The sequence below is a fragment of the Streptomyces murinus genome (assembly GCF_002154555.1).
Lineage (GTDB): Bacteria > Actinomycetota > Actinomycetes > Streptomycetales > Streptomycetaceae > Streptomyces > Streptomyces murinus.
The window spans coordinates 1-13,854 of the sequence record NZ_MUNF01000132.1; the positions used below are offsets into that span (position 1 = coordinate 1).

A 13,854-nucleotide genomic window follows, 5' to 3' on the forward strand; every position below is an offset into this window, starting at 1 on the left:
CCGTCGCCCTCAGCGGCGGCGCCCTTGTCGTCCTTGTCGTCGCCGCCGCTGAGGGCGACGGCCAGCACGGTGCCGATCACCGCGAGGGCGACCACCACGGCCACGACCACCAGCGTGCGCCGGGGCACCACATCCGTGAGCGAGGCCTTCGGCACGGGCCTGGGCGGCAGGTCCAGATCCGGCGGGGGCATCACGGGCCAGCCCGAACGGGGCTTCGCCGAGCCCGCGTTGCCCGCCTTGTTCCCGGCGGGGTTCGCGGTGGGGCTCCCGGCGGGGTTCGGCGCGGTGGCCGCGCCCGGGCCCTTGCCGGAGGCCGAGGCGGAACCGCCGCTCTTGGGCCGCGCCGCGTCCGCCGCGGCACCGGTACCGGCCGCGGCCCCCGCCGCCGCCTTGCGTACCGAACGCAGCGCGCCGCGCAGCTTCTCCGCGGCCTCCTCGCTGCGCTTGCCCCCGCCCTCGGCCGGCTGCGCGGGCAGCGGTACGACCCGGGTGGCGTCCAGCGGTTCCGGCTCGCGCGCGTGGATGACCTTGTCGAGCAGGGCCCGCGCCCCGGCGTCGTCCAGCCGCTCGGCCGGGTCCTTGGTGAGCAGGCCGTAGATGACGTCCCGCAGCGGGCCCGCGTTCTTGGGCTCGTCCAGCTGCTCGGTCATCACCGCGGTGAGGGTGGCGATCGCCGAGCCCTTGTCGTACGGCGGCACCCCCTCGACCGCCGCGTACAGCAGGCCGCCGAGCGACCACAGGTCGGCCGCGGGGCCCGGCTTGTGGCCGCGGGCGCGCTCCGGGGAGATGTAGGAGGGAGCGCCGACGAGCATGCCGGTCGAGGTGATGGACGGGTCGCCCTCGACCTGTGCGATGCCGAAGTCGGTGAGGACGACGCGGCCGTCGTCGGCGATGAGCACGTTGGACGGCTTCACGTCCCGGTGCAGGATGCCCTCGCGGTGGGCGGAGCGCAGCACATCGAGGACGGCGAGGCCCACCTCGGCGGCGCGCCTGGGCTCCAGCACGCCGTCCTCGCGGATGACCTCGGCGAGGGACTTGCCCTCCACCAGCTCCATGACGATCCAGGGCCGGTCGTCCTCGTCGACCACGTCGAAGACCGTCACCGCGCTGTTGTTGCGGATCCGGGCGATCGCCTTGGCCTCACGCAGGGTGCGTGTGATCAGGCGCCGCTTCTCCTCCTCGTCGATGTTCGTCGGGAACCGCAGCTCCTTGACGGCGACCGTGCGGCCGAGGGTCTCGTCCTCGGCGCGCCAGACCGTGCCCATGCCACCGCGGCCCAGCACGTCTCCCAGCCGGTACCGCCCGGCGAGGAGACGCCGTCCGCTCTTGCCCTGCCGAGTCTCCTGACGAGATGTCCCCGCCCGCTCCGCCTCCGACATGCGTCCCCTCATGCAACCCGCCCTGACAGAGCCTCCATTGTCTCTCACCCGACAAGTGCTCCACGCCCTGGGGCCCCTCCCCCGGCCACCGTGAAGCTCCCCGAAGGCGCCCTTCGGCATGACGGCATGACGGCCCGTGAGACCCCGGCGACCCGCGGTGCCGACCCTTCGGTCACACCCGGTCAAACCCCCTGCGCCGGACGCCCCCCGGCGCCCCGTCAGCTGAGCGGCACGATGTCCGGCGCGCCCAGCCGTGCCGCGTCCGCCGTCAGGTCGTCGGGCTGGAGTTGGGACTCGCGTTCGGCCTCGACCCGCTTCTCGTAGTGCTCGACCTCGCGTTCGATCTGGTCCTTGTCCCAGCCGAGGACCGGGGCCATCAGCTCGGCGGCCTCGCGGGCGCTGCGGGTGCCGCGGTCGAAGGTCTCGATGGAGATGCGGGTGCGCCGGGTGAGGACGTCGTCCAGGTGGCGGGCACCCTCGTGCGAGGCGGCGTAGACGACCTCGGCGCGCAGATAGTCGTCGGCGGCGCGCAGCGGTTCGCCGAGCGCGGGGTCCGCCTCGATGAGGTCGAAGATCTCCTCGGCCATCGAGCCGTACCGGTTCAGCAGGTGTTCGACCCGGACCGTGTGCAGTCCGGTGCGGGCGGCTATGCGGGCCCGTGCGTTCCACAGCGCCTGGTAGCCCTCCGCGCCGAGCAGCGGGGTCTCCTCGGTGACGCAGTCCGCGACACGCCGGTCCAGGCCGTGCACCGCCTCGTCGACGGCGTCCTTCGCCATCACCCGGTAGGTGGTGTACTTGCCGCCCGCCACGACCACCAGGCCCGGCGCCGGATGGGCGACGGTGTGCTCGCGGGAGAGCTTGCTGGTGGCGTCGGACTCGCCGGCCAGCAGCGGCCGCAGTCCCGCGTACACCCCCTGCACGTCGTCCCGGCGCAGCGGCACGGCCAGCACCGAGTTGACGTGTTCCAGCAGGTAGTCGATGTCGGCGCTGGAGGCGGCCGGGTGGGCCTTGTCGAGGTCCCAGCCGGTGTCGGTGGTGCCGACGATCCAGTGCCGGCCCCAGGGGATGACGAAGAGGACGGACTTCTCGGTGCGCAGGATCAGCCCGCTGGTGGAGTGGATGCGGTCCTTGGGCACGACCAGGTGGATGCCCTTGGAGGCGCGGACGTGGAACTGGCCGCGCTCGCCCACCATGGCCTGGGTGTCGTCGGTCCACACCCCGGTGGCGTTGACGACCTGCTGGGCGCGCACCTCGTACTCCCCGCCGCCCTCGACGTCCTGCACCCGGGCGCCGACGACCCGCTCGCCCTCGCGTATGAACCCGGTGACGCGCGCCCGGTTGGCGACCCGCGCGCCGTACGACGCGGCCGTGCGCACCAAGGTGGCCACGAGACGGGCGTCGTCCACCTGGGCGTCGTAGTACTGAAGGGCGCCGACCAGGGCGTCCTTGCGCAGGCAGGGTGCCACGCGCAGGGCCTGACCGCGGCTCAGATGGCGGTGCACGGGCAGGCCCCGGCCGTGGCCGCGGGCCATGGACATCGCGTCGTAGAGCGCGACGCCCGAACCCGCGTACAGCCGCTCCCAGCCGCGGTGCTGCAACGGGTAGAGGAACGGCACCGGTTTGACCAGGTGCGGGGCGAGCCGCTCCAGGAGCAGGCCGCGCTCCTTCAACGCCTCGCGGACCAGCGCGAAGTCGAGCATCTCCAGATAGCGCAGTCCGCCGTGGATGAGTTTGCTGGAGCGGCTGGAGGTGCCGGACGCCCAGTCACGGGCCTCGACCAGACCGGTGGACAGGCCGCGGGTGACGGCGTCGAGCGCGGTGCCCGCGCCGACCACTCCGCCGCCGATCACCAGTACGTCCAGCTCGTGCTCGGCCATCGCCGCCAGTGCCTCGGCGCGCTGCACCGGTCCCAGAGTCGCTGTCCTCACCGCTGCCTCCCGCTGTCGCTGACTCGCTCGCGTCGGCCGCACCCGGAGGGCGAGGCCGGTCACCACCACCTCATGCCCAAATTCTGACCGGCATGCCCGACTTCAGCCACCACGCGCCCGCGACCTGTGGATAACCGGCGCACATCCCCCGGGAGACACACGAACAGAATCCCACATAACGGTCATATTTACTCCTAGTGTGACAGTGCGCTCGTTCATCCTGTCCACAGCGGTTGCGCATCGGTTCCACTTCGGTTACTGGGAAGGACGGCCCACGCCATGCCCGCAGACCTCGCCGTCATCGGACTCGGCCCCTACGGTTTGCCGCTCGCCCAGGCCGCGGTGGCCGCCGGCATCCCCACCCTCGGCTATGCCACCGGACCCGAGGCGGGGCCGCTGAGCCCCGCCGAGCTGCGCCGGATGCACGCGACCGGCTTCCGGCGCGCCACCGACCCGGCCCAGCTCGGCCGGGTGCGCACCGCGGTGATCTGCGCGCCCACCCCGCCCGGCGCCGACGGCGGCCTGGACCTCGGCCAGGTCGAGGCCGCCGCCCGCACCCTGGCCGGACGGCTGCGCCCGAACACCACGGTCATCCTGGAGTCGCCGGTACCGCCGGGCACGACCGAGGAATTCCTGCGCCCCCTCCTGGAGGAGGGCTCCGGGCTGCGCGCGGGCCGCGACTTCCACCTCGCCTACTCGCCCAGCCGGGTCGACCCCGGCAACCGCGCGCACACCCCGGCCGGGACCCCCAAGGTCATCGGCGGTCTCACCCCCGCCTGCACCGAGTCGGCCGCCGCCTTCTACGGCCGGCTCACCGACAAGGTGGTCCGCGCGCGCGGGCTGCGCGAGGCGGAGGCGGTGCAGCTCCTGGAGACCAACTTCCGGCACGTCAACATCGCGCTGGTCAACGAGATGGCCGTGCTCTGCCACGAACTCGGCGTCGACCTGTGGGACGTCATCCGCTGCGCCGAGACCAAGCCGTTCGGCTTCCAGGCGTTCCGGCCGGGACCCGGCGTCGGCGGCCACGCCGTACCGCAGGACCTCACCGGACACGCGAGCCGCGCCCTGCGCATGGTGGAACTGGCCCAGCAGGTCAACAGCCGGATGCCCGGATACGTCGTACAGCGCGCCGCGACCCTGCTCAACGAGCACGGCAAGTCCGCCCGGTGTGCGCGCGTGCTGCTGCTCGGCGTGACCTACAAGGCGGACCTCCCCGACCAGCAGGGCGCCCCGGCCCGGGAGATCGCGGCACGTCTGATGGAACTCGGCGCGTCCGTGAGCTACCACGACCCCTACGTGCCCGCCTGGAGCGTCCTGGACCGCCCGGTCCCGCGCGTCGACTCCCTCTACGAGGCCGCCGCGGCCGCCGACCTGACGATCCTGCTCCAGCAGCACCGCACGTACGACCTCCAGGGCCTGTCGGTGAAGGCCCAACTCCTCCTGGACACGAGGGGAGCAACCCCGACGGGCGCGGCGAACCGGCTCTGAGGGGCGCTCTGTTCGAAACTCCGCACCAGGTCACGATAGGAAAACAACCCGGGCGTTGTCGGCCCTGCCTGTTAGTCTCCCCCGGACTTACCGCACACAGGTGCGAGTGGTCTCCCGTTCCACCTCATCCAGTTTGTGCCACAGCACGGGGGGATTCCTGTCATGAGCCAGTCAGCACCACCGCCGCAGCCGGGGCCCGGCCCGGTCGACGCCAACCCGTACGCCCAGCAGGCGCCGACCGGTATGCCGTACCCGCCGCAGCCGGGCGCCCCCGGCATGCCGATGGCCCCCGTCGCGCCCGCGCCGGTCCGCGGCAACCCGGCCCTCGGCCTCGTCGCCGCGGTGGTCGCCGCCGTGGTCGCCGCCGGGCTCTACGGCCTGATCATGGGCGCCACCAAGCACGAGATCGGCTACGCGGCCGTGGGTGTCGGCTTCGTCATCGGCCTCGCGGCGGGCAAGGCGGGCGGCCGCAACGCCGTCCTGCCGATCGCCTCCGTGGTGCTGGCGCTGGTCTCGGTGTACTTCGGCCAGCTGGTGGGCGAGGCGATGATCGGCGCCAAGGTGACCGGCCTGAGCTTCTCCCAGATCTTCTTCGACCACTTCGACGTGGTGCAGAAGGCCTGGAAGGACGACGCCGACCCGCTCACCTTCGTATTCTTCGCCATCGCGGGTTTCGCCGCGTTCTCGGCCGCCAAGAAGGCCGCCCGGTAAGACGCGCCCCGAGCACGCGAAGGGGTCCGGCCACCGCTGTGGTGGCCGGACCCCTTCGCGTCGTACGCAGCCCTCGTACGAGGCCTTCGAACCGTCGGGTCAGCGCTTGTGCTGGCTGTCCGCGACCGTCACCTCGACCCGCTGGAACTCCTTGAGCTCGCTGTAGCCGGTGGTGGACATGGCGCGGCGCAGGGCGCCGAAGAGGTTCATCGAGCCGTCCGGGGTGTGGGACGGGCCGGTGAGGACCTCCTCGATGGTGCCGACGGTGCCGAGGTCGACCTTCTTGCCGCGCGGCAGCTCCTCGTTGACCGCCTCCATGCCCCAGTGGTGGCCCTTGCCCGGCGCGTCCGTGGCGCGGGCCAGCGGGGAGCCCATCATCACCGCGTCGGCGCCGCAGGCGATCGCCTTGGGCAGGTCGCCGGACCAGCCGACACCACCGTCCGCGATCACGTGCACATAGCGGCCACCGGACTCGTCCATGTAGTCACGGCGGGCCGCGGCCACATCGGCGACGGCGGTGGCCATCGGGACCTGGATGCCCAGCACATTGCGGGTGGTGTGCGCGGCGCCGCCGCCGAAGCCGACCAGGACGCCGGCCGCGCCGGTGCGCATCAGGTGCAGGGCGGCGGTGTAGGTGGCGCAGCCGCCGACGATCACCGGGACGTCCAGCTCGTAGATGAACTGCTTCAGGTTCAGCGGCTCGTGCGAGGAGGACACGTGCTCGGCGGAGACCGTGGTGCCGCGGATCACGAAGATGTCCACGCCCGCGTCCACGACCGCCTTGGAGAACTGGGCGGTGCGCTGCGGGGAGAGCGCGGCGGCCGTGACCACACCGGAGTCGCGCACCTCCTTGATGCGGGCGCCGATCAGCTCCTCCTTGATGGGCGCCGCGTAGATCTCCTGGAGGCGGCGGGTGGCACGCTCGGCCGGCAGCTCGGTGATCTCGTCCAGCAGCGGCTGCGGGTCCTCGTACCGCGTCCACAGACCTTCGAGGTTGAGCACGCCGAGGCCGCCCAGCTCGCCGATGCGGATCGCGGTGGCCGGGGAGACCACGGAGTCCATGGGAGCCGCCAGGAAGGGCAGCTCGAAGCGGTAGGCGTCGATCTGCCAGGCGATCGAGACCTCCTTCGGGTCCCGCGTACGGCGGCTGGGGACGACGGCGATGTCGTCGAAGGCGTACGCCCGGCGGCCGCGCTTGCCGCGCCCGATCTCGATCTCAGTCACGTCTGTGGCCTTTCCTGTTGCGTTTCAGCGCCTTCCAGTATCGCCGACGGGTACGACAAAGGCGGCCCCGGATGTTCCGGGACCGCCTTCGGCACGCTCCGGTGACTACTTGGCGCTGTAGTTCGGCGCCTCGACCGTCATCTGGATGTCGTGCGGGTGGCTCTCCTTGAGGCCCGCCGAGGTGATCCGCACGAAGCGGCCCTTGGACTCCATCTCCTCGATGGTGGCCGCGCCCACGTAGCCCATGGTCTGGCGCAGACCGCCGACCAGCTGGTGCAGCACGTTGGCGAGCGGGCCGCGGTAGGGCACCTGGCCCTCGACGCCCTCGGGCACGAGCTTGTCGTCGGACGCCACCTCGGCCTGGAAGTAGCGGTCCTTCGAGTACGACCGGCCCTGGCCGCGGGACTGCATGGCGCCCAGCGAGCCCATGCCGCGGTACGACTTGAACTGCTTGCCGTTGATGAACAGCAGCTCGCCCGGGGACTCCTCGCAGCCGGCCAGGAGGCTGCCCAGCATCACGGTGTCGGCGCCGGCCGCGAGGGCCTTGCCGATGTCGCCGGAGTACTGGAGGCCGCCGTCGCCGATCAGCGGGATGCCCGCCTGGCGGGCGGCGCGGGACGCCTCGTAGATGGCCGTGACCTGCGGGACACCGATACCGGCGACCACACGCGTGGTACAGATCGAGCCCGGTCCGACGCCCACCTTGATGCCGTCGACACCGGCGTCGATGAGCGCCTGGGCGCCGTCGCGGGTGGCGACATTGCCGCCGATCACGTCCACGTTCACGCTGGACTTGATCTTCGCCATCCAGCTGAGGGCGTTGCTGTTGTGGCCGTGCGAGGTGTCGACGACCAGGAAGTCCGCGCCCGCCTCGGCGAGCCCCTGGGCGCGCTCCAGCGCCTCGGGGCTCGCGCCGACGGCGGCACCGACGAGCAGGCGGCCCTCGGCGTCCTTGGCGGCGTTCGGGTACTGCTCGGCCTTGACGAAGTCCTTGACCGTGATGAGGCCCTTGAGGACGCCCCCCTCGTCGACCAGCGGCAGCTTCTCGATCTTGTGCTTGCGCAGCAGCTCCATGGCCTCCGGACCGGAGGTGCCGACCTTGCCGGTGACCAGCGGCATCGGGGTCATGACCTCGTGCACCCGACGGCTGCGGTCGCTCTCGAAGGCCATGTCGCGGTTGGTCACGATGCCGAGCAGCTTGCCGGCCGGGTCGGTGACCGGGACACCGCTGATGCGGAACTTGGCGCACAGGGCGTCGGCCTCGGCGAGCGTGGCCTCCGGGTGCACCGTGATCGGGTCGGTGACCATGCCGGACTCGGACCGCTTCACCAGGTCGACCTGGTTGACCTGGTCCTCGACGGAGAGGTTGCGGTGCAGGACGCCGACGCCACCGAGGCGGGCCATGGCGATGGCCATGCGGGACTCGGTCACCTTGTCCATCGCCGCCGACAGCATCGGGATGTTCACCCGGACGTTGCGGGAGATGCGGGACGAGGTGTCGACCGCGTTGGGGAGCACCTCGGAGGCCCCCGGCAGCAGCAGCACGTCGTCGTAGGTCAGCCCGAGTGTCGCGAATTTTCCGGGCACTCCGTCGACGTTGGCAGTCATGACACCTTCCCCAAATGGCCTTGCTCGGTGCGGATGTCCATGCTAACGGCAGGCATGGCCAGCAAATTCCACGGCGGAAGATCACCTTCGGCTTCGTATGTTCATACGGTGTTCACGAAGACGCCGGGCGCCGATGCCGCTACTGCTCGGCGAGGGCCCGCAGCCGGCTCAGGGCCCGGTGCTGGGCGACTCGGACCGCTCCGGGTGACATTCCCAACATCTGTCCGGTTTCCTCCGCCGTGAGGCCCACCGCGATGCGCAGCAGCAGCAGTTCGCGCTGGTTCTCGGGGAGGTTGGCCAGCAGTTTCTTGGCCCACTCGGCATCGCTGCTGAGCAGGGCGCGCTCCTCGGGGCCGAGCGAGTCGTCGGGCCGCTCGGGCATCTCGTCGGAGGGCACGGCGGTCGAACCCGGATGGCGCATCGCGGCGCGCTGGAGGTCGGCGACCTTGTGCGAGGCGATGGCGAAGACGAACGCCTCGAAGGGGCGCCCGGTGTCCCGGTAGCGGGGCAGCGCGAGCAGGACGGCGACACAGACCTCCTGGGCGAGGTCCTCCACGAAGTGGCGCGCGTCACCGGGCAGTCGCGACAGCCGGGTGCGGCAGTAGCGCAGCGCCAGCGGATGGACGTGCGCGAGCAGGTCGTGCGTGGCCTGTTCGTCGCCGTCGACGGCACGAAGCACGAGGGCACCGATCGCCCCCTGGGCCGTGCCCGCCTCGTCCTCGCGCATCGGTCCATGGTGCCCTGCGGCCGTCCGGTCCGTCGCATCGTGCTGATGGTTGTGCACCGAAGCGTTATGAGCAGGTGCGCCGGCACTCATCCCCTGCGCCCTCCCCTTCCGCTCGACCGACTCGTCCCCGAGAGACTCCACACCCTCAAGGATGCGGCATCCGCGCCGAAACGAGCAGCGCCCGTCCGGTGGGCCGCCTTGCACGCCGCCGTACGGCACGTCCTGGCGGAGCGTACGCGGTATCTTCCGGCCGGCCGCGACGGACACCGGGGCGCGGGAACCCGCCGGGACGGGCACCGGGGCGCGGGAAGCCGCCGGGGACGCACGACACGGACGGCACCGCCGGGAGCGGGGCGCGCCGCGCCGACCGGGGGTCTGCCGCGGCTCCGCTCGCCGGACCGGCGAGGGTCCCGGGCACCAGGGGCATCTTCACGACGGCCCCCGAGAGCCAGGACTCGCCCGGCCCCGCGCGGCATGGCACGCGGGGCCCGCCGGGTCCTACCTGACCAGGCCCCAGCGGAAGCCGAGGGCCACCGCGTGGGCACGGTCCGAGGCACCGAGCTTCTTGAACAGGCGCCGGGCGTGGGTCTTGACGGTGTCCTCGGAGAGGAACAGCTCACGGCCGATCTCGGCGTTCGAGCGGCCGTGGCTCATGCCCTCCAGGACCTGGATCTCACGCGCGGTGAGCGTGGGCGCGGCGCCCATCTCGGCCGAGCGCAGCCGGCGCGGGGCCAGCCTCCAGGTCGGGTCGGCGAGGGCCTGGGTGACCGTGGCCCGCAGTTCGGCGCGCGAGGCGTCCTTGTGCAGATAGCCCCGGGCACCGGCGGCGACCGCGAGAGCCACGCCGTCCAGGTCCTCGGCGACGGTCAGCATGATGATGCGCGCGCCGGGATCGGCGGACAGCAATCGGCGCACCGTCTCGACGCCGCCCAGGCCGGGCATGCGCACATCCATCAGAATGAGGTCGGAGCGATCGGCGCCCCAGCGGCGGAGGACTTCCTCGCCGTTGGCCGCCGTCGTCACACGCTCGACACCGGGCACGGTCGCGACCGCGCGGCGGAGCGCTTCTCGGGCAAGCGGGGAGTCGTCGCAGACGAGGACGGATGTCATGACCGCCCTCCGCAGCTGATGCGCGTCACCTTGAGCCTCCAGGCTGGTACGGAATCTCACCTGTGCGGTCGACCGCCTCGGACGCCTGCCCGAGCGCTTGTGTTTTCAACCGCCTCCGCACTCTCAACGACGGTCACTCGAAAGAGTTACGGGGCTGCACACCGTCATCGGCACTCTACGTGAGGGCACCGACACGGTGCAGACATGCCCAACGGACCCTCAACTTTTCATCACAACCTATGCCCCATTCAGCTGCTTTTCTTCCCGTTTCGTAGTGTTCGGGGCTAGATTCGCAATGAGTCATATTTACATCTCCTTAGACCGGAGATGTACGGTCGTTGGCACCGTATCCGCCCAGAACGGCTACAAGGGGTCACGTAATGGCAGATTTCTCCCGCCTTCCCGGACCGAACGCGGACCTGTGGGACTGGCAGCTGCTGGCTGCTTGCCGCGGGGTGGACAGCTCGCTCTTCTTTCACCCGGAGGGCGAGCGCGGGGCGGCTCGGAGCGCTCGCGAGAACTCGGCCAAGGAGGTCTGCATGAGGTGCCCGGTCCGTGCGGAGTGCGCGGCGCACGCGCTTGCCGTGCGCGAGCCGTACGGCGTCTGGGGCGGCCTGACCGAGGACGAGCGCGAGGAGCTGATGGGGCGGGCACGCAACCGTCTGGTGGCCGCCTCGACCACCGGCGGCGACACCGCCCACAGTCACTGAAGGAACGTTTCTGCATCCAGGGTCCGCCGGATACTCCGGCGCCCCCACCCCTCCGGGCACGCCACGCGCGCCCGCGACTCCGCGCGGCTTCACGCCTCGGCGCCGCCCGGGGTCCCTACCGGGCTTCTCAGCTGGAGCCCCTACCGGGCTTCTTCGCGCCTACCGGGCTTCTTCGCGACGCGGTGTCACACCGCGCGCCCGGCCGCCCGTGCCAGCTGCTCCAGGGTCGCCGCCACCGCCGGAACCTGTGCCAGATCGGGCAGGGTGAGCGCGACGATCTCCCGCCGCACCGCGGGTTCGAGGCGCACCGCGCGCACCCCTCGCGGCCGTACCGACTCCACCGCGAGCTGCGGCAGTACGGCCACGCCCAGACCCGCGCCCACCAGGCCGGCGACCGCCGGATAGTCGTCGGTGGCGAAGTCGATGCGCGGCGCGAACCCGGCACCCTGGCAGACCTCGACCAGCTGGCCCCGGCAGCGCGGGCAGCCCGCGATCCAGGGCTCCTCGGCCAGCTCCCCGATGGCGACGGTCTCCGCGCGCGCGAGCCGGTGCCGCTCGGGCACCAGGGCCACCAGACGGTCGGTCAGCAGGGGGCGTACGACCAGGTCGTCCCAGTCCTCGGTGACCGACGCGCCCTCGTAGCGGAAGGCCAGGGCGAGATCGCAGTCGCCCTCGCGCAGCAGCTCGACGGAGCGCGGGGGTTCGGCCTCCTCCAGGGAGACCCGGGTGCCGGGGTGCGCGGCGCGCAGGGCGGCCAGGGCGGTGGGGACCAGGGTGGAGCTGCCACTGGGGAAGGAGACCAGCCGGACCCGGCCGGCCCGCAGGCCCGCGATGGCGGCGACCTCCTCCTCGGCGGCGGTGAGCCCGGCGAGGATGCCGGAGGCGTGCCTGACCAGGGCCTCGCCCGCCTGGGTCAGCCGCATCTCGCGGCCCGCGCGAATCAGCAGCGGGGTGCCGACGGAGGTCTCCAGGGCCTTCATCTGCTGGCTGACGGCGGGCTGGGTGCAGCCCAGCTCACGCCCCGCCGCCGAGAATGAGCCGGTGGCGGCGACGGCGCGCAGGACACGGAGATGACGGGCCTCGATCACCCCTCAAGCATAAGGCCATCTTGGGGTAGGCGTCCGAAATTCGCTCGACGCTTTGAGTAACGATCCCGTACGGTGCGGGCATGAAGCTTCTCTCCGTCAACGTCGGACAGGCCCGCCCGGTGCCGTACACAAGCCATCCGGACGGCCTGACGGGCATCGACAAGAGGCCGGTCGAGGGGCCTGTCATGGTGTCCGCGCCGGGTCCGAAGGGGATCGCGGGCAGCGGGCTTGCCGGGGACGTGGTGTGCGACCTGAAGCATCACGGCGGGGACGACCAGGCGGTGTACGCGTTCGCGCGCGAGGACCTGGACGACTGGGAGCGCGAGCTGGGCCGCACCCTGGCCAACGGCTGCTTCGGGGAGAACATCACGACCGACGGGCTCGATGTCTCCGGGGCGCTGATCGGCGAGCGCTGGCGGATCGGTCCGGCGGTGGTGCTCCAGGTGACCTCGGGCCGTGTCCCGTGCCGTACCTTCCAGGGCCATCTGGGCGAGCCGGGCTGGGTCCGCAGGTTCACCCGGAAGGCGGCGACGGGTGCCTACCTCCGGGTGATCGAGCCCGGCGAGATACGCGCGGGCGACGCCGTCGAGATCCTGCACCGGCCCGGCCACGGGGTGACGGCGGCGATGGAGTTCCGCGCGACCACCACCGAGCGGGAGCTGCTGCCCCGGCTGCTCGCCGCGGGCGACGACCTGCACCCGGAAGCGCTGGCCGCGGCCCGCAAGTACGTCGCGGAGCAGGCCCGCTGAGAGCCCGTCACCGCATGGCGGACACGGCAGGTCCGGATCGCCCGCGATCACTAACCTTGGGTCATGACAACGGCTCTGATTACGGGATCGACCGCGGGGATCGGCGCCGCCTTCGCGCGGCGGCTGGCGGCTGACGGGCATGACCTCGTCCTGGTGGCACGGGACGCCAAGCGGCTGCGCGAACAGGCGACCGAGCTGCATGACCGGCACGGCATCGAGGCGGAGGTGCTGCCCGCCGACCTCTCCGAGGACAAGGGCATCGAGACCGTCGCCGACCGGCTCGGGGACCGCAAGAACCCGGTCGACCTGCTGATCAACAACGCCGGTTTCGGCAACAAGGGCCGCTATCTGGAAGTCTCCATGGCGGACGAGCTGACGATGCTCAAGGTGCACTGCGAGGCGGTGCTGCGGCTGACCTCGGCGGCGGCCGAGGCGATGCGCGAGCGCGGCCGGGGCGGGGTGGTCAATGTCGCCTCGGTGGCGGCCTTCGTGCCCCGGGGCACCTACGGCGCGTCCAAGGCGTGGGTCGTGCAGTTCACCCAGGGCGCGGCGCGGGACCTGGCCGGCACCGGGGTGCGGCTGATGGTGCTGTGCCCCGGGTTCGTGCGCACCGAGTTCCATCAGCGGGCCGGGATGGGCACGGACAACATCCCCGGCTGGATGTGGCTGGACGCCGACAAGCTGGTCGCGGCGGCCCTCGCCGACCTGGCGCGCGGCAAGTCGCTGTCGATCCCGGACCCCCGTTACAAGGCGCTGATGGGCCTGGTGAAGGTCACCCCGCGCGGGCTCCTCGGCGGGGTCACCTCCCGCACCGGGCGCAAGTACGGCCCGCAGTAGGCGCGGCCCGCGGGCGGGTGCCGACGGCGATCCGGTGGGAAACTGGGGGTGACGACCGGATCAGGGGGGCCGGAGGCGGCGCCATGACCTTCGTACAGCTCATCGAGTGCAGGACGAACCGGCCGGACGAGATGAACCGGCTCATGGACGACTGGGTCGCGCGGGCCAGGGGGCGGCGGACGGCGACGCACACCCTGGTCGGCCGGGACCGCTCGGACACCGCGCACCTGGTGGAGGTCGTGGAGTTCCCGTCGTACGAGGACGCGATGCGTGGCTCCGGCCGGCCGGAGAGCGA

Annotated in this window: 12 protein-coding genes and 1 pseudogene; 6 read left to right on the top strand and 7 right to left on the bottom strand. The window is 71.9% G+C overall.

The window, feature by feature from the left end; genetic code table 11:
- Both CCN72_RS10090 and CCN72_RS10095 read right to left on the bottom strand, forming a co-directional pair.
- On the bottom strand, positions 1–1,379 hold a 1,379-nt coding region (locus CCN72_RS10090; protein WP_107430084.1), incomplete at its 3' end, for a serine/threonine-protein kinase.
- 218 nt (positions 1,380–1,597) lie between these two features.
- Complete coding sequence (locus CCN72_RS10095; RefSeq protein ID WP_086807219.1) at positions 1,598–3,307, bottom strand: glycerol-3-phosphate dehydrogenase/oxidase; 1,710 nt, start codon at positions 3,305–3,307, stop codon at positions 1,598–1,600.
- Between the two features lie 279 nt (positions 3,308–3,586).
- On the opposite strand from CCN72_RS10095, the gene CCN72_RS10100 reads away from it, so the two are divergent.
- Positions 3,587–4,795 carry a nucleotide sugar dehydrogenase gene (locus CCN72_RS10100; protein ID WP_085566157.1) on the top strand — a complete coding sequence of 403 codons (1,209 nt, stop codon included), beginning with the start codon at positions 3,587–3,589 and terminating at the stop codon, positions 4,793–4,795.
- Between the two features lie 162 nt (positions 4,796–4,957).
- Positions 4,958–5,506 (top strand): hypothetical protein, encoded by a 549-nt coding sequence (locus CCN72_RS10105; protein WP_086807220.1) that lies wholly within the window; start codon positions 4,958–4,960, stop codon positions 5,504–5,506.
- Between the two features lie 99 nt (positions 5,507–5,605).
- Here the strand turns inward: CCN72_RS10105 and CCN72_RS10110 are convergent, their stop codons facing one another.
- The 4 genes from CCN72_RS10110 to CCN72_RS10125 form a co-directional block, all read right to left on the bottom strand.
- Entirely contained in the window at positions 5,606–6,730 is a 1,125-nt protein-coding gene (locus tag CCN72_RS10110; RefSeq protein ID WP_037657642.1) for a GuaB3 family IMP dehydrogenase-related protein, read from the bottom strand.
- A 105-nt stretch (positions 6,731–6,835) separates the two neighbouring features.
- Positions 6,836–8,338: an IMP dehydrogenase gene (guaB, locus tag CCN72_RS10115; RefSeq protein WP_086807221.1), complete on the bottom strand. Its 1,503-nt coding sequence runs from the start codon at positions 8,336–8,338 to the stop codon at positions 6,836–6,838.
- Positions 8,339–8,477: 139 nt separating this feature from the next.
- Positions 8,478–9,065, bottom strand: a complete 588-nt coding sequence (locus tag CCN72_RS10120; RefSeq protein WP_085566153.1) for a sigma-70 family RNA polymerase sigma factor — start codon at positions 9,063–9,065, stop codon at positions 8,478–8,480.
- Positions 9,066–9,563: 498 nt separating this feature from the next.
- Positions 9,564–10,175: a response regulator transcription factor gene (locus CCN72_RS10125; RefSeq protein WP_003948568.1), complete on the bottom strand. Its 612-nt coding sequence runs from the start codon at positions 10,173–10,175 to the stop codon at positions 9,564–9,566.
- A gap of 380 nt (positions 10,176–10,555) precedes the next feature.
- On the opposite strand from CCN72_RS10125, the gene CCN72_RS10130 reads away from it, so the two are divergent.
- Positions 10,556–10,885 carry a WhiB family transcriptional regulator gene (locus CCN72_RS10130; protein ID WP_037657636.1) on the top strand — a complete coding sequence of 110 codons (330 nt, stop codon included), beginning with the start codon at positions 10,556–10,558 and terminating at the stop codon, positions 10,883–10,885.
- Positions 10,886–11,070: 185 nt separating this feature from the next.
- Here CCN72_RS10130 and CCN72_RS10135 read toward each other — a convergent pair whose 3' ends face one another.
- Positions 11,071–11,973, bottom strand: a complete 903-nt coding sequence (locus CCN72_RS10135) for a LysR family transcriptional regulator (protein ID WP_086807222.1) — start codon at positions 11,971–11,973, stop codon at positions 11,071–11,073.
- Between the two features lie 80 nt (positions 11,974–12,053).
- Between CCN72_RS10135 and CCN72_RS10140 the strand changes: the two genes are divergently transcribed.
- From CCN72_RS10140 to CCN72_RS10150, 3 genes and pseudogenes are all read left to right on the top strand, one after another.
- Positions 12,054–12,722 (top strand): MOSC domain-containing protein, encoded by a 669-nt coding sequence (locus tag CCN72_RS10140; protein ID WP_086807223.1) that lies wholly within the window; start codon positions 12,054–12,056, stop codon positions 12,720–12,722.
- Positions 12,723–12,785: 63 nt separating this feature from the next.
- Positions 12,786–13,559: an SDR family NAD(P)-dependent oxidoreductase gene (locus tag CCN72_RS10145; protein WP_086807224.1), complete on the top strand. Its 774-nt coding sequence runs from the start codon at positions 12,786–12,788 to the stop codon at positions 13,557–13,559.
- Between the two features lie 83 nt (positions 13,560–13,642).
- Positions 13,643–13,854: pseudogene (locus tag CCN72_RS10150) on the top strand (ester cyclase); the annotation flags it as partial.